The 22,054-nt window shown below is 72.7% G+C and carries 19 protein-coding genes, 1 tRNA gene and 1 pseudogene; 13 read left to right on the top strand and 8 right to left on the bottom strand.

The annotated features are described in order from the left end of the window. The first annotated feature begins 207 nt into the window (after positions 1-207). The gene (locus AY578_RS13695; protein WP_136239618.1) at positions 208-3,045 is read left to right on the top strand and encodes a penicillin acylase family protein; all 2,838 of its coding nucleotides are present in this window, start codon (positions 208-210) and stop codon (positions 3,043-3,045) included. A gap of 94 nt (positions 3,046-3,139) precedes the next feature. On the opposite strand, the gene AY578_RS13690 is transcribed toward AY578_RS13695, so the two are convergent. Beyond that, positions 3,140-3,775, bottom strand: coding sequence for a 5-formyltetrahydrofolate cyclo-ligase (locus AY578_RS13690; RefSeq protein WP_078504557.1), 636 nt, complete (start codon positions 3,773-3,775; stop codon positions 3,140-3,142). A 92-nt stretch (positions 3,776-3,867) separates the two neighbouring features. Here AY578_RS13690 and galU point away from each other — a divergent pair, with 92 nt between their 5' ends. The 7 genes from galU to AY578_RS13655 all read left to right on the top strand — a co-directional run bounded on the left by galU (position 3,868) and on the right by AY578_RS13655 (position 9,471). Next, a complete protein-coding gene (galU, locus tag AY578_RS13685) occupies positions 3,868-4,779 on the top strand; it encodes a UTP--glucose-1-phosphate uridylyltransferase GalU (protein ID WP_019524181.1) in 912 nt (303 codons plus the stop codon). Then, on the top strand, positions 4,776-6,098 hold the full coding sequence (glp, locus tag AY578_RS13680) for a molybdotransferase-like divisome protein Glp (RefSeq protein WP_258902397.1): 1,323 nt from the start codon (positions 4,776-4,778) through the stop codon (positions 6,096-6,098). The genes galU and glp overlap by 4 nt, the downstream gene beginning before the upstream one ends. A gap of 86 nt (positions 6,099-6,184) precedes the next feature. Continuing rightward, entirely contained in the window at positions 6,185-6,700 is a 516-nt protein-coding gene (gene moaC / locus AY578_RS13675) for a cyclic pyranopterin monophosphate synthase MoaC (RefSeq protein WP_019524183.1), read from the top strand. Further along, positions 6,697-7,218, top strand: a complete 522-nt coding sequence (locus AY578_RS13670; RefSeq protein ID WP_028959613.1) for a MogA/MoaB family molybdenum cofactor biosynthesis protein — start codon at positions 6,697-6,699, stop codon at positions 7,216-7,218. The genes moaC and AY578_RS13670 overlap by 4 nt, the downstream gene beginning before the upstream one ends. Positions 7,219-7,235: 17 nt before the next feature. Continuing rightward, positions 7,236-7,898 (top strand): GNAT family N-acetyltransferase, encoded by a 663-nt coding sequence (locus AY578_RS13665; protein ID WP_037953348.1) that lies wholly within the window; start codon positions 7,236-7,238, stop codon positions 7,896-7,898. A gap of 173 nt (positions 7,899-8,071) precedes the next feature. Beyond that, positions 8,072-9,337 (top strand): divisome protein SepX/GlpR, encoded by a 1,266-nt coding sequence (sepX, locus tag AY578_RS13660; protein WP_215048043.1) that lies wholly within the window; start codon positions 8,072-8,074, stop codon positions 9,335-9,337. Between the two features lie 60 nt (positions 9,338-9,397). Further along, a tRNA-Ala gene (locus tag AY578_RS13655) sits at positions 9,398-9,471 on the top strand. A gap of 366 nt (positions 9,472-9,837) precedes the next feature. Here AY578_RS13655 and AY578_RS13650 read toward each other — a convergent pair. The 3 genes from AY578_RS13650 to AY578_RS13640 all read right to left on the bottom strand — a co-directional run bounded on the left by AY578_RS13650 (position 9,838) and on the right by AY578_RS13640 (position 11,176). Continuing rightward, entirely contained in the window at positions 9,838-10,182 is a 345-nt protein-coding gene (locus AY578_RS13650) for a hypothetical protein (protein ID WP_136239565.1), read from the bottom strand. Between the two features lie 35 nt (positions 10,183-10,217). Then, positions 10,218-10,496 carry a hypothetical protein gene (locus tag AY578_RS13645; protein WP_240801112.1) on the bottom strand — a complete coding sequence of 93 codons (279 nt, stop codon included), beginning with the start codon at positions 10,494-10,496 and terminating at the stop codon, positions 10,218-10,220. A gap of 203 nt (positions 10,497-10,699) precedes the next feature. Further along, positions 10,700-11,176, bottom strand: coding sequence for a GNAT family N-acetyltransferase (locus AY578_RS13640; protein WP_136239566.1), 477 nt, complete (start codon positions 11,174-11,176; stop codon positions 10,700-10,702). Positions 11,177-11,227: 51 nt separating this feature from the next. Here AY578_RS13640 and AY578_RS13635 point away from each other — a divergent pair, with 51 nt between their 5' ends. After that, positions 11,228-12,028: an exodeoxyribonuclease III gene (locus AY578_RS13635; protein WP_136239567.1), complete on the top strand. Its 801-nt coding sequence runs from the start codon at positions 11,228-11,230 to the stop codon at positions 12,026-12,028. A 12-nt stretch (positions 12,029-12,040) separates the two neighbouring features. Here AY578_RS13635 and AY578_RS13630 read toward each other — a convergent pair. The 3 genes and pseudogenes from AY578_RS13630 to AY578_RS13620 form a co-directional block, all read right to left on the bottom strand. Continuing rightward, positions 12,041-12,960: pseudogene (locus AY578_RS13630) on the bottom strand (RNA polymerase sigma-70 factor). Then, positions 12,957-14,162 (bottom strand): NAD(P)/FAD-dependent oxidoreductase, encoded by a 1,206-nt coding sequence (locus AY578_RS13625; protein ID WP_136239568.1) that lies wholly within the window; start codon positions 14,160-14,162, stop codon positions 12,957-12,959. The pseudogene AY578_RS13630 and the gene AY578_RS13625 overlap by 4 nt, the downstream one beginning before the upstream one ends. Before the next feature lie 86 nt (positions 14,163-14,248). Continuing rightward, positions 14,249-14,878, bottom strand: a complete 630-nt coding sequence (locus AY578_RS13620) for a MerR family transcriptional regulator (RefSeq protein ID WP_026243726.1) — start codon at positions 14,876-14,878, stop codon at positions 14,249-14,251. Between the two features lie 189 nt (positions 14,879-15,067). Between AY578_RS13620 and AY578_RS13615 the strand changes: the two genes are divergently transcribed. From AY578_RS13615 to AY578_RS13600, 4 genes are all read left to right on the top strand, one after another. Continuing rightward, positions 15,068-16,585 carry a flavin-containing monooxygenase gene (locus AY578_RS13615; RefSeq protein WP_019524199.1) on the top strand — a complete coding sequence of 506 codons (1,518 nt, stop codon included), beginning with the start codon at positions 15,068-15,070 and terminating at the stop codon, positions 16,583-16,585. Then, complete coding sequence (locus tag AY578_RS13610) at positions 16,582-17,520, top strand: alpha/beta fold hydrolase (RefSeq protein ID WP_028959618.1); 939 nt, start codon at positions 16,582-16,584, stop codon at positions 17,518-17,520. Before AY578_RS13615 ends, AY578_RS13610 begins: the two co-directional genes overlap by 4 nt. Continuing rightward, positions 17,517-18,401 (top strand): SDR family oxidoreductase, encoded by an 885-nt coding sequence (locus AY578_RS13605; protein ID WP_136239569.1) that lies wholly within the window; start codon positions 17,517-17,519, stop codon positions 18,399-18,401. The genes AY578_RS13610 and AY578_RS13605 overlap by 4 nt, the downstream gene beginning before the upstream one ends. 76 nt (positions 18,402-18,477) lie before the next feature. Continuing rightward, positions 18,478-18,654 (top strand): hypothetical protein, encoded by a 177-nt coding sequence (locus tag AY578_RS13600; RefSeq protein ID WP_020700088.1) that lies wholly within the window; start codon positions 18,478-18,480, stop codon positions 18,652-18,654. Positions 18,655-18,737: 83 nt separating this feature from the next. Here the strand turns inward: AY578_RS13600 and AY578_RS13595 are convergent, their stop codons facing one another. After that, entirely contained in the window at positions 18,738-21,989 is a 3,252-nt protein-coding gene (locus AY578_RS13595) for a S41 family peptidase (protein WP_258902396.1), read from the bottom strand. Positions 21,990-22,054 lie beyond the last annotated feature (65 nt).

Below are 22,054 nucleotides of genomic sequence, written 5' to 3'. Positions count from 1 at the left end.
CGCTTCGATTGTCACGGCGAACTACTTCGTTACCTTACCTAACTCTTGACGCGTTCTTGACGCGAAAGGCGGCAAGATCGAACGCCCGTCCGGGCTGGTTCCCCACTCCGCGTCAAGGGGCGCGGAGCCCTGCGCCTATCGTTGCTCCAGCGCTCAGTTAAAAGCACAGCCCGACCTGCCGCTCGCGTTAGGACAGCAAGGACAGCGATGCCCACCGACACCACCGCCGCCTCCACGGGTCAGCAGGCCGCCGGCACGTCCGGCAGGAAGAAGGGGCGCAAGGGCCGCCTCATCGTGCTCGTCCTGGTGCTGGCCCTGATCGGAGGCGTCGCCTACGGGGCGTACTGGTCCGTCAGTACCGTGCGCGCCTCCTTCCCGCAGACCACGGGGTCGATCACCCTCGAGGGACTGTCCGGGCCCGTCGACGTCAGACGCGACGGCTACGGCATCCCGCAGATCTACGCCTCCTCCGACGAGGACCTGTTCATGGCGCAGGGCTACGTCCAGGCCCAGGACCGGTTCTACGAGATGGACGTGCGCCGGCACATGACGTCCGGCCGGCTGTCGGAGATGTTCGGCGCGAGCCAGGTCGACAACGACGCGTTCCTGCGCACCCTCGGCTGGGACCGCATCGCGAAGCAGGAGTACGAGGAGAAGCTCTCCCCTGCCACCAAGAAGTACCTCCAGGCGTACTCCAAGGGCGTCAACGCCTACCTGGAGGGCAAGGAGGGCAAGGACATCTCCCTCGAGTACGCGGCGCTGGGCTTCGAGAACGACTACGCGCCGGGCGAGTGGACGCCGGTCGACTCCGTGGCCTGGCTGAAGGCGATGGCCTGGGACCTGCGCGGCAACATGCAGGACGAGATCGACCGGGCGCTGCTGACCAGCCGCCTCGGCCCGAAGCAGATCGCCGACCTGTACCCCTCGTACCCGTACAGCCGGAACAAGCCGATCGTGCAGGAGGGCGGCTACGACGAGGGCAGCGGCACGTTCGAGGCCGCGGGCGGTTCCGGATCGGGCGACGGCGAGGGTGACGGCGGCGGCGACCAGTCCGGATCGGGCGAGGGCGCCGGTTCGGAGCTCGGCGGCGGCACGGGGAGCGGTGGCGCCGAAGGCGGCACGGGCACCGGCGCGGAGGGCGACGCGGCCGGCTTCGAGAGCCAGCTCACCGGCCTGCAGCAGGTGCTGGAGGACGTCCCCACCGCCGTCGGCGTCAACGGCGACGGCATCGGCTCCAACTCCTGGGTCGTCTCCGGCCAGCACACCGTCTCCGGCAAGCCGCTGCTCGCCAACGACCCGCACCTGTCGGCCTCGCTGCCGTCCGTCTGGTACCAGATGGGCCTGCACTGCCGCAGCGTCTCCGACAAGTGCCGCTACGACGTCACGGGTTACACCTTCGCCGGCATGCCGGGCGTCATAATCGGCCACAACCAGGACATCGCCTGGGGCCTGACCAACTCCGGCGTCGACGTCACCGACCTGTACCTGGAGAAGATCACCGGCGACGGCTACCAGTACGGCGACAAGGTGGTGCCGTTCGAGACGCGCGAGGAGACCATCAAGGTCGCCGGCGGCGCCTCACGGAAGATCGTCGTGCGGGAGACCAACAACGGCCCGCTGCTGTCGGACCGTTCGGACGAGCTGGTGAAGGCCGGCAAGAAGGCCGCCGTCGACAGCGCGGCCCCCGACCGGGGCGACGGCTACGCCGTGGCGCTGCGCTGGACCGCCTTGGACCCCGGCCGCACCATGGACGCCGTCTTCGCGATCAACCGGGCCCAGGACTGGGACGACTTCCGCGAGGCCTCCGAGCTGTTCGAGGTGCCCTCGCAGAACCTCGTCTACGCGGACACCGAGGGCCACATCGGCTACACCCTGCCCGGCAGGATCCCGACCCGCGCGAAGCAGCACGACGGCTCCGTCCCCGCCCCCGGCTGGGACCCGGACTACGAGTGGACCGGCTGGGTCGACCAGGACGAACTGCCCTACGAGTTCGACCCGGAGCGCGGCTACATCGTCACCGCCAACCAGGCCGTCGTCGGCGAGGACTACCCGTACACGCTGACCACCGACTGGGGCTACGGCGCCCGCAGCCAGCGGATCAACGACCTGATCCAGTCGAAGATCAAGGACGGCGGGAAGATCTCCACGGACGACATGCGGCAGATGCAGCTGGACAACTCCAGCTCCATCGCCAAGCTGCTGGTGCCCGAACTGCTCAAGATCGACGTCGGTGACGAGCACGTCCGCGAGGCGCAGAAGCTGCTGGAGGGCTGGGACTACACCCAGGACGCCGACTCGGCCGCCGCCGCGTACTTCAACTCCGTCTGGCGCAACATCCTCAAGCTGTCCTTCGGTCACAAGCTGCCCAAGGAGCTGCGGGTCAAGGGCCAGTGCCTGTGGGTCGAGCCGGTCAACACCACCGGCCCGGCCGACGAGGCGGGCAAGGTCCGCGAGTGCGGCCAGCGCTCCGCGAGCCAGGCGCAGCCGGACGGCGGCGACCGCTGGTTCGAGGTGGTCCGCCGGCTGATGGCCGACGAGGACAGCGAGTGGTGGACCACGCCGAAGCGCGGCACCCGGCCCGGCGCGGAGAACCGTGACGAGCTGTTCAAGCGGGCCATGATCGACGCCCGTTGGGAGCTGACCGCCAAGCTCGGCAAGGACATCGACACCTGGAACTGGGGCCGCCTGCACCGCCTGTTCCTGGACAACCAGACGCTCGGCAGCGACGGCCCGGGCTTCGTGAAGTACGTGCTCAACCGGGGCCCGTGGAAGCTCGGCGGCGGCGAGGCCACCGTCAACGCCACCGGCTGGAACGCCGCAGGCGGCTACGGGGTGGTGTGGGTGCCGTCCATGCGGATGGTCGTCAACCTCGACGACCTCGACAAGTCCCGCTGGATCAACCTCACGGGATCCTCCGGCCACGCCTACAACGCCCACTACGTCGACCAGACGGACAAGTGGGCCGAGGGCGAACTGCTGGAGTGGTCCTACTCGGAGAAGGCGGTCGAGGACTCCACCACCGACACCCTGGTGCTCAAGCCCTGACCCTCCGCCGCACCCCGCGGACACGACGGCCGGCCTCCACGCGCGCGTGGAGGCCGGCCGTCGTGTCTCAGGCTCTTCCGAGGAGGGGCGGCTCTCAGGCCTCCGGGGCGGGCCGGCCGAACCGCCGCACCCCGGACGGGGTCACCACCGCGTCCACCGGCCGGTCGTGCGGCTCCTCCGGCACCCGCTCCACGACCTCCCAGTCGTACAGCAGCACCACGAGCGCCGGACGCACGCGGGCCCGCTCCAGGCGGGCGAGGACACGGTCGTAGGAGCCGCCGCCGCGGCCCAGGCGCATTCCGCGGGCGTCCACCGAGAGGCCGGGCAGCAGCACGGCGTCCGCCTCCGTCACGGCGCGGGGCCCCAGCCTCTCCCCGGCGGGCTCCAGCAGCGTCATCCGCCCGCCGCCGTGCCGCGTGGGCAGCAGGGAGTCCGGGCCCCGGTAGACGCCCCACGCCAGGTCGTTGTCGGGCAGGAGCGCGGGCAGCAGCACCCGCACGCCCCGCGCCCGGAGCTCGTCCAGCAGCGTGAGGGTGCCGGGTTCGCTCCCCACGGAGACGTACGCGGCCACCGTGCGGGCCTCGGCCAGCTCGGGCAGGGCGAGCGCCCGGCGGGCCAGGGACGCGGCATGCTCCTGAACGTCATCGGCCGTCAATCCGTTTCTCACCTGGAGGACTTCACGCCGTCGCGTGCGCTTGTCAGGTTCGGGCTGGCCTCGGTCATGTCTCAAGTCGATCCTTGTGCTGGCTTAATGTGCTCATATTAGGATTTTTTCAGCGGAGTCACAGATTCAGTGCAAAGACACCGGCTAGGGTGTCGCCCATGTCTCAGTCACACCCGCGGATCAGCAAGGCTGTCATCCCCGCCGCCGGTCTCGGCACCCGGTTCCTGCCGGCCACCAAGGCCACGCCCAAGGAGATGCTGCCGGTGGTCGACAAGCCGGCGATCCAGTACGTGGTCGAGGAGGCCGTCGCCGCCGGCCTCGACGACGTCCTCATGGTCACGGGCCGCAACAAGCGCCCCCTCGAGGACCACTTCGACCGCAACTACGAACTCGAGTCCGCGCTCGAGAACAAGGGCGACGGCGAGCGTCTCGCCAAGGTCCAGGAGTCCAGCGACCTCGCCACCATGCACTACGTCCGCCAGGGCGACCCGAAGGGCCTCGGCCACGCCGTGCTGTGCGCGGCCCCGCACGTCGGCGACGAGCCCTTCGCCGTCCTCCTCGGCGACGACCTGATCGACCCGCGCGACCCGCTGCTCCAGCGCATGATCGAGGTGCGGCAGGAGCACGGCGGCAGCGTCGTCGCGCTGATGGAGGTGGCCCCCGAGCAGATCCACCTCTACGGCTCCGCCGCCGTCGAGGCCACCACGGAGGCCGACGTCGTCCGGCTCAGCGGACTGGTCGAGAAGCCCTCCCGCGAGGAGGCGCCCTCCCACTACGCCATCATCGGCCGCTACGTCCTCGACCCGGCCGTCTTCGACGTGCTGAGCAAGACCGAGCCCGGCCGCGGCGGCGAGATCCAGCTGACCGACGCCCTCCAGCAGCTCGCCGCGGACGCCACGCTCGGCGGCCCGGTGCACGGCGTCATCTTCCACGGCCGCCGCTATGACACCGGCGACCGCGGGGACTACCTGCGTGCCATTGTCCGTCTCGCATGCGAACGTGAGGACCTGGGACCGGACTTCCGGGCCTGGCTCCAGCGATTCGTCACCGAGGAGATGCAGCAACGTTGAGCAGCGCCGCGCCCCGCACCGCAGAAGCGGACCACCTCTGGTCGGTGGACGAGCACCTGAACGACATCCTCGCGACCGTCCGCCCGCTCGACCCCATCGAGCTGAACCTCCTCGACGCACAGGGCTGCGTCCTCGTCGAGGACGTCACGGTCCCGGTCTCCCTGCCCCCCTTCGACAACAGCTCGATGGACGGCTACGCGGTCCGGGTCGCCGACGTCGCGGGCGCGAGCGAGGAGTACCCGGCCTCCCTCGAGGTCGTCGGCGACGTCGCGGCGGGCGCGGCCGACCCCGTGCACGTCGGCCCCGGACAGGCCGCGCGCATCATGACCGGCGCCCCGCTCCCGCCCGGCGCCGAGACCGTCGTCCCCGTCGAGTGGACCGACGGCGGACTCGGCGAGGGCCCCGCCTCCGGGATGCGCGCCCGCAGCCTCGCCCCCGAGGGCGCCGGCGGACAGGTCAGCGTCTACCGCCCCGCGCCCGCCCGCGCCCATGTGCGCGCCGAGGGCAGCGACGTACGGGCCGGCGACCGCGTCCTGGAGGCCGGCACCGTCCTCGGCCCGCCGCAGATCTCCCTCCTCGCCGCCGTCGGCCGCGGCACGGTCCGGGTGCGCCCACGCCCGCGCGTGGTGGTCCTCTCCACCGGCAGCGAACTCGTCCAGCCCGACGAGCCGCTGCGCCCCGGCCAGATCTACGACTCCAACAGCTTCGCCCTCACCGCCGCCGCCCGCGACGCCGGCGCCATCGCCTACCGCGTCGGCGCCGTCGCCGACGACGCCGAGACGCTCCGCGACACCATCGAGGACCAGCTGGTCCGCGCCGACCTGATGGTCACCTCCGGCGGCGTCAGCGTCGGGGCGTACGACGTCGTCAAGGAGGCGCTGTCGCACGCGGGCGACGAGGACGAGCCCGGCGGCGGCGTGGAGTTCCGCAAGCTCGCCATGCAGCCGGGCAAGCCGCAGGGCTTCGGCACGGTCGGCCCCGACCACACCCCGCTGCTCGCCCTCCCCGGCAACCCGGTCTCCTCCTACGTCTCCTTCGAGCTGTTCGTCCGCCCCGCCATCCGCACCCTCATGGGGCTGAAGGACGTCCACCGGCCGCGCGTCCGCGCCGAGCTGAGGGCCGAGAAGGCGCTGACCTCGCCGAAGGGCCGCCGCCAGTTCCTGCGCGGCCGCTACGCCGACGGCGTCGTCACGCCCGTCGGCGGCGCCGGATCGCATCTGGTCGCCGCCCTCGCCCGGGCGAACGCGCTCGTCGTCGTCCCCGAGGACGTCGAGGACGTGGCGCCGGGCACCGAGGTCGAGGTGGTCCTGCTCGGCTGAGCACCGCCCGAGGGCGGTACCGTGTCGCGCACAGCAGGCCCGCGCCCCGCACCGCGCCGGGCCAGGACCGGGAGCGCCACACGATCATGACCGTGCCATCCCGGGGGGACACCCCCGGACCCACCGACGACCAGTCCCGTCTGACCCACATCGACGAGGCGGGCGCCGCCCGCATGGTCGACGTGTCCGCCAAGGACGTCACCGCGCGCACCGCGCGCGCCACCGGCCGCGTGCTCGTCGCGCCCCGCGTGATCGAGCTGCTGCGCGGCGAGGGCGTGCCCAAGGGCGACGCGCTCGCCACCGCGCGCATCGCGGGCATCATGGGCGCCAAACGCACCCCCGACCTCATCCCGCTGTGTCACCCCCTGGCGCTGTCCGGTGTGAAACTGGACCTGTCGGTCGCGGACGACGCCGTGGAGATCGCGGCGACCGTACGGACGACGGACCGCACGGGCGTCGAGATGGAAGCCCTCACCGCGGTGTCCGTGGCCGCGCTCACCGTGATCGACATGGTCAAGGCGGTCGACAAGGAGGCGGTCATCACGGACGTGCGGGTGGAGGAGAAGACGGGCGGCAAGTCGGGCGACTGGAGCCGGTCATGACGCCCTCCGCGGCCCCGTACCGGGCCCTCGTCGTCACGGCGTCCAACCGCGCCGCTGCCGGCGTCTACCAGGACACGGGCGGCCCCCTGATCGCCGACGGCCTCAGGCGCTTCGGCTTCGCCGTGGACGGCCCGCGGGTCGTCCCCGACGGCGACCCCGTGGAGGCCGCCCTGCGCGCCGCCGTCGACGCCGGGTACGACGTCGTCGTCACCACCGGCGGCACCGGCATCTCGCCCACCGACCGCACCCCCGAGGCCACCCGCCGGGTGATCGACCGCGAGGTCCCCGGCATCGCCGAGGCCATCCGCGCCTACGGCCGGGACAAGGTGCCCACCGCGGCCCTCTCCCGCGGTCTCGCGGGCGTCGCGGGCGCCACGCTGATCGTCAACCTGCCCGGCTCCAGCGGCGGGGTGAAGGACGGCCTCGCCGTCCTGGAGCCGCTGCTGAGGCACGCGGTGGACCAGCTGCGCGGCGGGGACCACCCCCGCCCGGACGCCGGCTCCGGGGGTGCGACCTGAACCCCCCGTACTGGCCCGTGGAACTGAGGGACGGCGACATCGTCCTCCGGCCGATAAAGCTGCGCGACCAGAAGGCCTGGCGCGAGGTGAACCGCCGCAACCGCGACTGGCTGCGGCCCTGGGAGGCGACCATCCCGCCGCCCACGCCCAGCGGCCCCGTCACCCACCGCCCCACCTACCGGCAGATGGTGCGCCACCTGCGCTCCGAGGCCAGCGCGGGCCGCATGCTGCCGTTCGTCATCGAGTACCAGGGGCGTCTGGTCGGGCAGTTGACGGTCGCCGGAATCACCTGGGGCTCCATGTGCTCCGGGCACATCGGCTACTGGGTGGACGAGGCCGTCGCCGGACGGGGCGTGGTGCCGACGTCCGTCGCGATGGTCGTCGACCACTGTTTCCGCACGGTCGGACTGCACCGCATCGAGGTCTGCATTCGCCCCGAGAACGGGCCCAGCCGCAGGGTCGTGGAGAAACTCGGATTCCGCGAGGAGGGGCTGCGTCCGCGCTATCTCCACATCGACGGCGCGTGGCGCGACCATCTCGTCTTCGCGCTCACCGCGGAAGAAGTCCCCGACGGTCTCCTCGCCCGCTGGCGCCGCACCCGCGCGCAGGAGCGGTCCCGCCATGAGCTGCCCGGACGCGAACAGCGCGACCGCGGAATCCCGCACGGGCCCGGTAATTGAATATACGTTCGAATTGCGGCACGGGATGACCGACTCGGAACCGGCAATTACCGGGATCCGGCGACTGTCTGATCGCATCCATCACAAGAAAAGTTCGAAATATCAGCCAGATCGTGCGACACACCGGCCCAATTGGCCTATGGCCCCGTGCAAACCCCTCTACGGTGTGAGACGTGAGCAGCAGCGGCCTCATCTACGCAGTCATCGTCGGGGCCTGGGCCGCCTACTTGGTGCCGATGTGGCTCCGTAGGCAGGACGAGCTGAACGAGGCACGTCCGACGGAACGCTTCAGCACCGCCATCCGGCTGCTGTCCGGACGGGCGGGCATGGAGCGCCGGTACGCCAAGGACCTGCGGACGCGCTCCGCCGACGAGGGGGAGCAGGGCGTCCACGACCCGGATGCGATCACCGACTCGGTGGACGTCCGGGCCTTCGCCGTGTCCCAGACCCGCCCGCAGACCGAGGTGTCCGTGCCGGCCCCGCCCGAGGGACGGCAGGAACGGCAGGAGCGGCAGGAGCGGCAGGAGCGGCAGGAGCGCGGCGAACCGCACGCGCCCGAGGCCCCCGCCCCGCGCGACGAGCGGCCGGCCTCCCGCGACGAGCGGCCCGCCGCCCGCGGCGCCGCCGCCCAGGCCCGCGTCCCCGCCGCGCGCCGCTCCCCGGACGCCGCCCGCCGGGACCGGACCGCGCAGGCCGCCGCCGAACGCGCCCGGCGCTCGAAGGTGCTCGCGCGCCGCCGGCGCACCATCACGATGCTGTTCCTCGCCTTCACGCTCGGCGCGGTCGTCGCCGCCGTCGGCGGTCTCGCGTTCCTCTGGGCGCCCGGCGTGCCCGCCGTGCTGCTCAGCGCCTACATCGCCTATCTGCGCTCCCAGGAGCGCCGCCGGTTCGCCTACCAGATGGACCGCCGCCAGGCCGAGGTCGCGGCCCAGCGGCTGCGCGAGCGGCGGCCCCGCCGCCGTCCCGTCGTCGACGAGGCCGACCCGGACGAACCGGAGGGCCCGGAAGCCGGCGCCGACACCGACCCCGGCCTGTCCGCGCTCGCCGCGGACCGGCGCGCGCTGGTCGAGCAGACCGACCACGCCGAGTGGGTCGACCAGCAGCGCGAGCGCAGCAGGCGGCCCGGCCAGGGCGGCGACAGCTGGGACCCGGTCCCCGTCCCGCTCCCCACGTACGTGACGGCCCCGGTCGCCCCGCGCGCCTCCGGCGACGTCGACCTCGGCGCCCCGGACACCTGGAGCTCCGCCCGCTCCAGCGCCGTACCGGCCGAGGAGGCGGACGCGGAGCCGGAGCCCCCGGCGGCCGACGACCGGGACGCGGACGACGGCCGCACCGACGCCCGCCGCGCCGCCTCCGCCCGCCGCTCCCGCGAGCGCGGCCGCACCCCGCTCTTCGACCAGTACGAGGACGGCGACCGCCCCAAGGCCGCGAACGAGTAGCACCCGGCCAACGGATTTTTGAGCACCCCGATCGGGATGCTAAAGTTTCACTCGTTGCAAGGGCCTGTGGCGCAGTCCGGTAGCGCACCTCGTTCGCATCGAGGGGGCCAGGGGTTCAAATCCCCTCAGGTCCACGCAACGAAGCCCCGACCGGGTTTACCTGGTCGGGGCTTCGACTTGTCGGGAGCTTCGAGAGCATACGTGGGCCGCGGGCCGGCAGGTGTGAGCGGCCTCACGTGAGGGCGCGTCAGGCCGCCCGCTCCGCCCAGCGCGGATCAGCCGGGTTGCCCTGACGCCGCGAAGGCCGTCTGGCCACAAGCCGTGCGAAGGGCGAGGGCACGGCGGCGGAGCGGGAGCAGACGGCGCGGCGGGAGTGACGGCCACCGACCCGGCTGCGGCCCGTCCCGGGCGGCGCATGGGCACCACCCGGGACGGCGGAGACGGGAGGGTGGCCCGCTGAAGACCGGTGTCCGGGTGAGCCGAAGCTCGTAGGGACATTCTCAGGGGAGGCGGTGCCCCATCTTCGCCGACTGCCTGTTGTTCCCCTTGGTGTCCCACCACTCCTCCAGCAGCGCATGTACCAGGTGCACAAGCTGTTGAAGCCGTTCGGGGTCCGGGGCGGGCGAGGCGAGGACGTCGGCGAAGGAGCTGTCCTCCCAGGGCAGCGTGACGGCCCAGCGTTCGTCCTCTCGCCCGGCGCGTTCCACCGTGAGCCGGTAGGCCAGCACGACGGCACCACCCGGGCGGTGCTCCACCGACAGCTCGGTGACGGCGAACCTCGTGCTGCCGTCACCGGTCGTGTACGAACGGGCGAGCGCCTGCTCGGCCGGTGTCCGGTCCGCCATGGACGCTCACCTCCTCTCCCGAGCCGTGTAAGGCGTCAACACTTGGCGGCGGCTGCCGCGCGGGTCTGGTCGACCTTGTGCGCCGTCAGCAGGTCATTCTTCCCTGCCGGCGTGCCGATGATCGTCCGGAACTTCTCGATCTTCGGGCAGGAGTTCGTGTAGGTGGAGAACCCGCCGCGGCCGTTGGGCTCCCCGGACCAGATCGCCGCGCTGATCTTCTTGTCCATGCTCGTGTTCCAGCCGTGGCGGGCCTTGATGTGCTTCCATCCCCACGTCTTGGTGCCGCAGCGCAGTGTGGAGAACTTCCGCGACATGTAGCGCTGGGCCCGGCTCCAGCGGCAGCCAGTCGGAGTGCCGATGCCACGCAGGGGACGGTATTCAGCAGCGGAATCCGCGGTCCCTGTCTCTGGGCTCGGATCCCGGGAACGCTGTGAACCACTCCCTCCACAGGTCTTCTTCGATGGTGTCTGAAAGCGCTAGCTGTGCAGTGAGTGAGGCGCACCTCCTGTATGCCTCACTACAGCGTCTTCGCGTAGCAGAGGCTCTCCTCGTGGAAGCGGTAGTAGCCGAACTTCTCGCAGGGCTCGTAGCCGCTGGAGGTGTAGAGGGCTATGGCCTCCGGCTGCTTGGTGCCGGTTTCCAGGACCATGCGGACGCGGCCCGCGGCGCGGGCGTCCTCCTCCAGGGCGGCGAGGATGCGGCGGGCGAGACCCCTGCCGCGCATCTCCTCCACGACGTACATGCGCTTCAGTTCGGCGTCGCCGTCCCGGTTGCCCTCCTCGTTGGCGTCCTGGACGCGCCAGCCGCCGGAGGCGACCGGGACGCCGAGCGCGTCGTAGGCGATCAGGTACGTGCCGTTGGGGGGACGGAAGTCCGCGGGGTCCATCGGGGTGGCGTCGCCGCCGTCGCCGTAGCGGATGTCGTACTCGGCCTGGACTGCTGCGTCCAGCTTCACGGCGTCGGGGTGGTCGTAGGGGACCCGGCGGATTTCCATGACGAATACCGTAAAACATGCCCGGACCTGCGGGTGTCGTATCGTGCCCTGGTGCTCACTGTGACCTCTGTCAACGTCAACGGACTCCGCGCCGCCGCCAAGAAGGGCTTCGTGGAGTGGCTCGCCGGGACCTCCGCCGATGTGCTGTGCCTCCAGGAGGTGCGGGCCGAGGCGGCGCAGCTCCCGGAGACCGTGCGGGAGCCCGAGGGGTGGCACGTGGTGCACGCGCCGGCCGCCGCCAAGGGCCGCGCGGGCGTCTCCCTGTACACCCGGCGCGAGCCCGAGCGGGTGCGGATCGGCTTCGGCTCGGCGGAGTTCGACGGCAGCGGACGGTACGTCGAGGCGGACCTGCCCGGTGTGACGGTCGCCTCGCTGTACCTGCCGTCCGGCGAGGTCGGCACGGAGCGGCAGGACGAGAAGATCCGCTTCATGGACGAGTTCCTCGTGTACCTCAAGGAGCTGCGGGAGAAGGCCGCCGCCGACGGGCGCGAGGTCGTCGTCTGCGGCGACTGGAACATCGCGCACGAGAAGGCCGACCTCAAGAACTGGCGCGGCAACACCAAGAACTCCGGCTTCCTGCCCGAGGAGCGGGAGTGGCTCTCCCGCGTCCTCGACCCGGCCGACGGGGGCTACGTCGACGTGGTGCGCGCCCTGCACCCGGACGTCGACGGCCCCTACTCGTGGTGGTCGTACCGGGGGCGGGCCTTCGACGCTGACACCGGTTGGAGGATCGACTACCAGATGACCACCCGGGGCCTCGCGGACCGCGCGCTGAAGGCGTACGTGGAGCGCGCGGCCACCCACGCCGAACGCTGGTCGGACCACGCGCCGGTCACGGTCGTCTACGGGTAGCCCCGGCCGCCCTCATCGCGTGCCCACGTCGTACGCGGTGCCCTCGGCGACCGCCCGGAGCTTGTCCGGGTTGGCCACGTTGTGCAGGGCCGTGATCCGGCCGTCCGCGTCGAAGTCGAAGGTGAGCGTGGCGATCACGCGGTCCGGGGCGTGGAACACCACGCCCGGACCGCCGTTCACCTCGACGAGGTCGGCCCGCACGTCCGCCGGGTCCACGCCCTGGTAGGTGACGCGGCCGAGGGCCGCGAACCAGGCGGCGACCGTCTCCGCGCCCCTCACCGGGCGCAGCGCCTGGCGGACCTTGCCCCCGCCGTCGGTCCACAGGGCGACGTCCGGTGAGAGCAGCTCCATCAGCGCGTTGACGTCCCCGCCGGCCGTGGCGGCGAGGAACCGCTCGGTGACCTCGCGCTGCCGCGACCGGTCCGCGGTGAAGCGGGGGCGGCGGGCTTGTACATGCGCGCGGGCCCGGTGCGCGGCCTGCCGTACCGCCGTCTCCGAGCGCTCGACGGCCTCGGCGATCTTGGCGTGGCCGAAGCCGAACGCCTCCCGCAGCACGAACACCGCGCGCTCCAGAGGGCTGAGGGTCTCCAGCACCACCAGCAGCGCCGTCGACACCGACTCCGCGTCCACCACGGCGTCCGCGGCGTCCCCCTCGGTGAGGATCGGCTCGGGCAGCCACGGGCCCACGTACAGCTCCCGCTTGTGCCGGGCCGAACGCAGCCGCTCCAGCGCCACGTTGGACACGATCCGCGTCAGGTAGGCCTTCGGGCGGCCACCTGCGAGCGGTCCGCGGCGGACCACTTGAGCCAGGCGTCCTGCACCGCGTCCTCGGCGTCGGCCGCGCTGCCGAGCAGGCGGTAGGCGACGGAGAACAGCAGGCGTCGGTGCTCCTCGAAGACCCGCTGGCCGGGGTCGGCGTACGGCGCGGTCATCGGCCCGCCCGGACGCGGGTCCACCGCCCGCCGCGGGGCCAGAACGCGCCCGAGGCCGGCATCTTCCGCATACGGCCGTACGTCGGCCAGGGCGAGGCGGTCACCGTCTCCTTGTACCGGACGGCCACGCGTCCCGTCAGGCAGATGCGGCGCGGGCTTCCGTCCGGGCGCGTGAACTGCACCACGGCGTCGCCCCGGCCCAGGCTCACGGGCGTGTGGTAGTAGCCGAAGCGGAAGGGCTTCGGCGGCTTCCCCCGCAGCGTGCGGTCGACGGACAGCGCGGCGTGCACGCCGGTGGGCATCCCGCTCTGGCAGGTGCCGTGCACCACGCCGTAGCCCTGGCGGACCGCGGCCGCGTCGCCGACCGCGTACACCTCCGGGTGGGACACCGAGCGCAGGGCCGCGTCGGTGACCATGCGGCCGCGTCCGTCGGTCTCCAGGCCGGCGGCCGCCGCCAGCGGCGACACCCGCGTGCCGCCCGTCCACAGCACCGCGTCGGCCATGACGCCCTCTCCGCCCGCCAGCTCCACGCCGCCGGGCAGCACCTTGGTCACCTCGGCGCCGGCCCGCACCTCGACGCCCAGCCGGCCGAGCGCGGCCCGAACACGGACCCCGGCCTTGCGGTTCAGGTCCGCGCCGGGCTCCCGCGCGCCCAGCAGCACCACCCTCAGCCGCGGGTACCGCTCGGCGATCTCCGCGGCCGACTCGATGCCGGTCAGCCCGGTGCCCACGACCGCCACCGTCCCGCTGTCGAGCCGGGCCAGCCGCCCGGCCAGCAGCGCGGCGTCCTGGGCGCCGTCCAGGGTGTAGGCGTGGTCGGCGGCGCCCGGTACCGACGCCGTGTCGGCCACCGCGCCGAGCGCGTACACCAGCGTGTCGTACGTCAGCACCCGCTCGTCGTCGATCCGGACGGTCCGCGCGTCCGCGTCCACCGAGGTCACCCAGCCGCGCACGAACGCGGCTCCCGTGCTCTCGAGCAGCCCCGGAACGCTCAGTTCGGCGAGCGGCTGCCCGGTCGCCGCCGCGTGCAGCCGCATCCGCTCGGTGAAGCGGTCGTCCGCGTTCACCAGGGTCACCCGCACCCCCGGGCGCCGTCCCGAGCGGGCCGCGAGCTGCACGGCCGCCGCCATGCCCGCGTAGCCCGCTCCCAGCACCACCACGTGGTGCGCGGGCTCCGTGCCAGTCCTCCGTCGTGCGTTCATGGCCGTGTCCTCCTCGGCTCGCCTGCTGACACCCACCGGATGGGAGCGGACGGCCCGGACGTGACATCAGGCGTGTGTGGCGTGCATCACATGCTTCCGTTCTGCTTCCGCAGTCTCCGGTCCAGCGCCAGCGACAGCTCCGCGTCCACCACGCTGCGGGCCAGCGGGCGCAGACGGTGGAGGGTCTCCTCCGGGGCGTGGCGGAGGATCAGGTCGGCGAAGAGGTCGGCGAGGGCGTCCGCGTGGGTGCGGACCTCCGCGCCGGTGCGCAGGACCTCGCCCAGCGGGATGCCCTCGCGGACCAGCGCGGAGGACACCTCCAGCAGACGGCGGCTGATGTGGACGATCTCCTCGCCGTCGACGCCCAGGTAGCCGAGGTCCAGGGCGGCGGCCAGGTTCTCCGGGGTGACCTCGCCGGCAAAGTGGTCGGCGAGCTCCTCCGGGGTGAGGCGGACCGGGGTCTCCTCGGTGGGGACCTCCATGCCGAGCAGGTCGCCGACGCCGCGGCCGCTGTCGAAGGCCTCGGCCAGCTCGGCTATGCCGTTCAGGGTGTGGCCGCGCTCCAGCAGCGCCGTGATGGTGCGCAGCCGGGCCAGGTGCTGGTCGTCGTACCAGGCGACACGGCCCTCGCGGCGGGGCGGCGGGATGAGCTTGCGCTCGCGGTAGAAGCGCAGGGTGCGCACGGTGATGCCGGCGAGCCGCGCCAGTTCCTCCATGCGGTACTCGCGCCGTTCCGTGGGGGTGCCGCTCTCGGTGCCGCTGTCGTCCGTCACGCCTGAAGCCTAGGTCGTACCGCCGGTAACTTTCCTCGCGCGACCCCTACCCATGAGTACGGCGCTGCTCTACGCTCCCCATTGCGCCAGTGTTCACTGGCATGGTTCTGAGCGATGCGCGGAGGCTTTGGGATGGCCGAGCACGAGCATGTACGGGTCGCGGTGATCGGGTCGGGATTCGGCGGACTCGGGGCCGCCGTACGGCTGCGCCGCGAGGGGATCACGGACTTCGTCGTCCTGGAGCGGGCCGGCAGCGTCGGCGGCACCTGGCGCGACAACAGCTACCCGGGGTGCGCCTGCGACGTGCCCTCGCACCTGTACTCCTTCTCCTTCGCGCCCAACCCCGACTGGCCGCGCTCCTTCTCCGGCCAGGAGCACATCCGCGCCTACCTGGAGCGGGTCACCGACACCTTCGGGCTGCGCCCGCACATCCGCTTCAACGCCGAGGTGAAGCGGATGACCTGGGACGCCGAGCGGCTGCGCTGGGACATCGAGACCACCGCCGGCGACTGGAGCGCGGACGTCGTCGTCTCCGCCACCGGGCCGCTGTCCGAGCCCAAGCTGCCGGACGTGCCCGGCCTCGACACCTTCCCCGGCAAGGTGTTCCACTCCGCCCGCTGGGACCACGACTACGACCTGCGCGGCAAGCGCGTCGCCGTGATCGGCACCGGCGCCTCCGCGATCCAGATCGTCCCGTCGATCCAGCCGCAGGTGGAGAAGCTCACCCTGTTCCAGCGCACCCCCGCCTGGGTGCTGCCCCGCATGGACCGGCCCATCGGCGCCGCCGAACGCGCCGTGCACCGGGCGCTGCCCTTCACCACCAAGCTGCGCCGCGGGCTGCTGTGGGGCATCCGCGAGCTCCAGGTGCAGGCGTTCACCAAGCACCCGGGCGAGCTCGGGTTCGTCGAGCAGCTCGCCAAGCGGAACATGGCGCGGGCCGTCAAGGACCCGGAGCTGCGCGCCAAGCTCACCCCGGACTACCGCATCGGCTGCAAGCGGATCCTGCTGTCCAGCACGTACTACCCGGCCCTCGCGCAGCCCAACGTGGACGTCGTCGCGAGCGGGCTGACCGAGGTGCGCGGCTCGACCCTGGTCGCCGCCGACGGCACCGAGACCGAGGCCGACGCGATCGTCTTCTCCACCGGCTTCCACGTCACGGACATGCCGATCGCCGAGCGGGTCGTCGGCCCCGAGGGCAAGACCCTCTCCGAGGCGTGGTCGGGCGGTGTGCAGGCGCTGCGCGGCGCCTCCGCGGCCGGCTTCCCCAACTGGATGACGATCATCGGCCCCAACACCGGCCTCGGGAACTCCTCAATGATCCTGATGATCGAGTCTCAGCTGAACTACATGGCCGACTACCTGCGCCAGCTCGACGTCCTCGGAGGCCGGGTCGCCCTCGACGCCCGCCCCAGCGCGGTCCGCGCCTGGAACCACCGGGTGCAGGAACGGATGAAGCGCACGGTGTGGAACACCGGCGGCTGCACCAGCTGGTACCTCGACGCCAGCGGCCGCAACACCACCATCTGGCCCGGCACCACCGCCGAGTTCCGGCGCGCCACCCGCCGCGTCGACCTCGCCGAGTACGCCGTGCTGCGCCCCGCCGACGCCCGCCCCGAGACCGGCGCGGAGAACGAGGAGGTGGCCGCATGAGCCGCCCGTCCCCCGTCACCACGGGGCGCTACGCCCCGCCCGCCCCGGTGCGCGAGCTGACCGCCACCTCCGCCGACGGCTCCCCGATCCACGTCGAGGTGCACGGACCCGAGGGTGCGCCCGCCGTCGTCCTCGCGCACGGCTGGACCTGCTCGACCGCCTTCTGGGCCGCGCAGATCCGCGAACTCGCCTCGGACCACCGGGTGATCGCCTACGACCAGCGCGGCCACGGACGCACCCCGGCGAGCCCCGCGTGCAGCACGGACGCGCTCGCCGACGACCTCGAGGCCGTCCTCACCGCCACCCTCGCCCCCGGCGAACGCGCGGTCATAGCCGGGCACTCCATGGGCGGCATGACGGTGATGGCCGCCTCCACCCGGCCCGCGTTCCGCGAGCACGCCGCCGCCGTCCTGCTGTGCAGCACGGGCAGTACGCGGCTCGTCCCCGAGTCCACGGTGCTGCCGCTGCGGCCCGGCCGGGTCAGGACCTGGATCACCGGGCACATCCTCGGCAGCCGCGCCCCGCTCGGCCCGGTCACCCCCGCCGCCCGCCGCATCCTCAAGTACGCGACCATGGGTCCGGATTCGGCGCCGGACATGGTGGAGGCCTGCGCCCGCATCGTGCACGCCTGCCCCCGCACCGTCCGCCATGCCTGGTCGCACGTGCTCGCCACGCTCGATCTCGACGCGGGCGTGCGGGAGTTGACCGTGCCGACGGAGATCGTCGCCGGCACCGCCGACCGGCTCACCCCGCCCGTGCACGCCCGTGCGCTCGCCGCCGCGCTGCCCGACTGCCGCGGCCTGACCGAACTGCCCGGCGTCGGCCACATGACCCCCGTCGAGGCGCCCGACCTGGTCACCACGCGGATCCGTGACCTCGTCACCGCCCACGTCAGTGCCCCACAGCCGCCCGTACCCGCCGAGGAGAGCGCATGAGCAGGGTCAGTCTCGAAGGAAAGGTCGTCGTCGTCACCGGCGCGGCGCGCGGGGTCGGGGAGCTGCTCGCCCGCAAACTCTCCGCGCGCGGCGCGACGTTGGCGCTCGTCGGTCTCGAACCGGACGCGCTGAAGGACGTCTCCGCCCGGCTGCACGGCGACAGCGACCACTGGTACGCGGACGTCACCGACCACGAGGCGATGGCCCGGGTCGCGGAAGAGGTGCGCGAGCGGTTCGGCCGGGTGGACGTCGTGGTCGCCAACGCCGGTGTGGCGACGGGCGGTCCGCTCACCGAGTCCGACCCGGACGCCTGGCGGCGCGTCATCGAGGTCAACCTGATCGGGTCGGCCGTCACCGGGCGGGCGTTCCTGCCGCTGCTCGCCGAGAGCCGCGGCTACCTGCTGCAGATCGCGTCCCTCGCCGCGATCACCCCGGCGCCGATGATGACGGCGTACTGCGCCTCCAAGTCCGGTGTCGAGGCGTACGCGCACGCGCTGCGCGCCGAAGTCGCCCACCGCGGCGTCAAGGTGGGCGTCGGCTACCTGTCGTGGACCGACACCGACATGGTGCGCGGCGCCGACCAGGACGACGTCATGCGGGAGTTGAGGCAGCGGCTGCCGTGGCCGGCCAACAAGACCTACCCGCTCGGACCCGCCGTGGACCGTCTCGTCGCCGGTATCGAGCGGCGCTCCGCGCACGTCTACGGGCAGGCCTGGCTGCGCGGCATGCAGGGCATCCGCGGCTTTCTCCCCGCCCTCATCGGCACCGTGGGGCAACGGGAGATGAAGCGGTTCGCGGGCCGGCTCGACGGGTTGCGCATCGGCCTGGTCGGCGCGGGCGGCAACGCCGACGAACAGCACCGCGCTACGGTGCGTGACTGATCGACATGCGCAGGGTCACCGCCCGTGTGAATCTGGTCGGGCAAGTTCCCCCACCCCACAACGGGAGTGAACCCACATGGGTATGAAGGACCAGATGCAGGAGAAGGCCGGCCAGTTCCAGCAGCAGGCCAAGCAGCGCGCCCAGCAGGGCAAGGAGCAGCTGCAGAACCGCGGCCGCCGTCGGGACGACGAGCAGGACCCGCAGCGTCGCCGCGAGTCCGAGGAGCGCTTCGACCAGGATCAGGAGATCTGACGTCGAAGCACCCTGGCAGTGACGTGCCGTAGGAAGGGGTGCCCCTGGCGAAGGGGGCACCCCTTTCTCACGCCCTCAGCGGCTCAGCGGCTCCGCGGCGGCAGCTTGGGACGCGACCGGTCGGGCACGTCGGCGTATCCCGGGGGAGAGGCGGGCGGTTCGGCCTCCAGCAGGTCCAGGGCGATCCGTACGGCGTCGTCCAGGACCGCGTGCCGGCCCTCGGCCCAGTCCAGCGGGGTGCGCAGCGCCTCCAGGTCGGGGTCGACGCCCCGGTTCTCCACGGACCAGCCGTAGGCGTCGAACCAGGCCGCGTTCATCGGCACCGTGATCACCGTGCCGTCCCCGAGCCGGTGCCGGCCGGTCATGCCGACCACTCCGCCCCAGGTGCGCTGCCCCACCACCGGGCCCAGCTTCAGCAGTTTGAACGCGGCGGTGATCATGTCGCCGTCGGAGCTGGTCGCCTCGTCGGCCAGCGCCACCACGGGCCCGCGCGGCGCGTTGGAGGCGTAACTCACGGGCTGGGCGTCGCGGGTGAGGTCCCAGCCGATGATGGTGCGGGTCAGCTTCTCCACCACGAGCTCGCTGATGTGCCCGCCCGCGTTGCCGCGCACGTCCACGATGAGCGAGGGCCGTGACATCTCCATCCGCACGTCCCGGTTGAACTGCGCCCAGCCGGAGCCGCCCATGTCGGGGATGTGCAGATACCCGCAACGCCCGCCGCTCAACTCCCGCACGACGGCTCGCCGTTTGGCCACCCAGTCCTGGTAGCGCAGGGGCGTCTCGTCGACCAGCGGGACGACCGCGACCCGCCGGGGCGGGCCCTCGCCGTCCGGCAGGAAGGTGAGTTCCACGGTGGTGCCGCCGGCCGCGGCGAGCAGCGGGTACGGCCCGGCGACCGGGTCCACCGGGCGGCCGTCGACATGGGTGAGGACCGCGCCCTCGCGGATGCCCGTGCCGGCCAGCGGGGAGCGGGCGCGGGAGTCGGAGGAGTCGCCGGGCAGGATCCGCTTCACCGTCCAGCCGTCCTCGCGGTGCACCAGATTGGCGCCGAGCAGGCCCTGGCGGCGCTGGTAGTGCGGGGGTCCCTCGTTGCGGCGGGCGGCGGTGACGTAGGCGTGCGAGGTGCCCAGTTCGCCCAGGACCTCGCGCAGCAGGTCGGCGAACTCGTCGGGGGAGGCGACCCGTTCGACCAGCGGGCGGTACTGCTCCAGCACGCCGTCCCAGTCGATGCCGCACATGTTCGGCTCCCAGAAGTAGGCGCGGGTCAGCCGCCCCGCCTCCGCGTACGCCTGGCGCCACTCGGCCGGCGGGTCCGCCTCGTGCTTGATGCGGCGCAGGTCGATCCACACCGTGGAGTCGGCGTCGCCCGGCTCGGTGGCGGGCACCGCGCGCAGGTCGCCCTCGTCGACCACGACCAGCCGGGTGCCGTCGCCGCTGACCGCGAAGAAGTCGAGGTGGGCGACGAGTTCGGACTTCTTGGCCTTGGGGACGTCGAAGTGCTCCAGGGTGGGCCGGCCGGTGGTGTCGTCGGGGTTGGCGAACGTCTCGCCGAGCGCGCCCGAGATCGGCCAGCGCAGCCACACCAGCCCGCACCCCGCGACCGGGTACAGGCCCGAGTACTTGGACGCGGCCACCGGGAAGGGCGTCACCCTGCTCTCCAGGCCCTCCGCCTCCACGGTGACCGTGCCGCCCTCCTCGCCCTCCTCCTCCAGCGGGTCGAGCCCCCCGGCGGCCGGCCGCCCCTCCGGGTTGAGCGCGAACGGCGAGGGCGTCGCCGACGACAGCGGCACCAGGTACGGGCGGCAGCCCAGCGGGAACGACAGGTCCCCGGTGTGCACGTCGTACACCGGGTCGAAGCCGCGCCAGGACAGGAACGCCAGATAGCGGCCGTCCCGGGTGAAGACCGGGTTCTCGTCCTCGAAGCGGCCGCCTGTGACGTCCAGGACCAGCCGGTCCTTGATCCGGGCGAGTTTGATCTGCCGCAGCGACCGCCCGATCACCGGGTGGGACCAGGCCAGCCAGGCGCCGTCGGGGGAGAAGGCGAGGTCGCGCACCGGGCCGTTGCCGGAGTGGATCAGCTCGGTGACCTCCTCCGCCGTCCCGTCCGTCGCCTCGTCGGTGTCCACGAGCAGCAGCCGCCCGTCGTGCGCGGCGACCGCGAGCCGCTGCCCCTCGGGGTCGGCGACCATCTCCAGCACCCGGCCCAGCTTCCCCGCGGCCAGCCTGCGGTGCGCGCGGTGGCCGGTCGCCCGGGGCAGCGAGGCGATCTCCACCGCGTCCTCGCCCTCGGCGTCCGTCACGTATGCGACCTGGCCGCCCGCGCCGAGCATCTCCGGCAGCCGCACCCGTACGCCCGGGGTGTCGGTGAGGGTGCGGGCGGGGCCGTCGCGGTGGGTGAGCCAGTACAGGCTGCCGCGCACCACGACCGCGCTGGCCCGGCCGGTCTCGTCGACGGACAGGCCGTCCAGGTGCTGCGTGGCGGGCACCTGGTAGGGGCGCCGGCCGGAGCGCGGACCGCTCAGCCGCACGTCCAGCCGGCGCGGCTGGGAGTCGGGCGTGAGGTCGTCCACGATCCACAGGTCGCCGGCGCACTGGTAGACGACGCGGCTGCCGTCGGTGGAGGCGTGCCGGGCGTAGAAGGCGTCGTGGTCGGTGTGGCGGCGCAGGTCGGAGCCGTCGTGGGCGCAGGAGTAGAGGTTGCCGATGCCCTCGTGGTCGGAGAGGAAGGCGATCCGGCCGCCGACGAACATCGGCGCGTGCAGATGGCCGTCGATGCCCTCCAGCAGGCGGTGCCCGTGCAGCCAGAGCCGGCCGGTGGCGCCGCCCCGGTAGCGCTTCCAGGACGCCGGTTCGTGCGGCGGGGTACCCGTGAGCAGCAGTGACTTGCGCTCCCCTTCCAGGTCGGCGACCTGGATGTCGGAGACCGGGCCCCAGGGCAGCTTGCGTCCGGGGCTGCCGTCGAGGCCGAGCTTGTAGGCCCAGGTGAAGTAGGAGAAGGGCTCGCCGTGCGAGGTGACGGCGAGGATCGCCTCGTGCCCGTGCTCGTCGGGCGGGGCCCAGCCGCAGACGCGGGTGTCGGAGCTGCCCCAGTACGTCAGCCGCCGTCCTGGGCCGCCGTCCACCGGCACCAGGTGCACCTCGGGGTCCAGACTGCGCCAGCTGGTGTACGCGATGTGGCGGCCGTCGGGGGAGAAGCGGGGGTGGCCGAGCTTGGTGCGGTCGACGGTGAGCCGCCAGGCGCGGCCCGCCCCGTCCAGCGGGGCGAGCCAGAGGTCGTCCTCCGCCACGAAGCACAGCAGGTCGTCCTTGAGGTGCGGCAGACGCAGATAGGTCACCCTCCCCATGCTTTTCCGGGGGACGGACCGCAGCAACTCGTGTGAATCCCTTATGCCGAGCGAAC

It is taken from the genome of Streptomyces thermocarboxydus, assembly GCF_024760485.1.
GTDB classification, from domain to species: domain Bacteria; phylum Actinomycetota; class Actinomycetes; order Streptomycetales; family Streptomycetaceae; genus Streptomyces; species Streptomyces cellulosae.
Note: the sequence above shows the minus strand (reverse complement) of the source record. Positions and strands in the feature narration are given on the sequence as shown.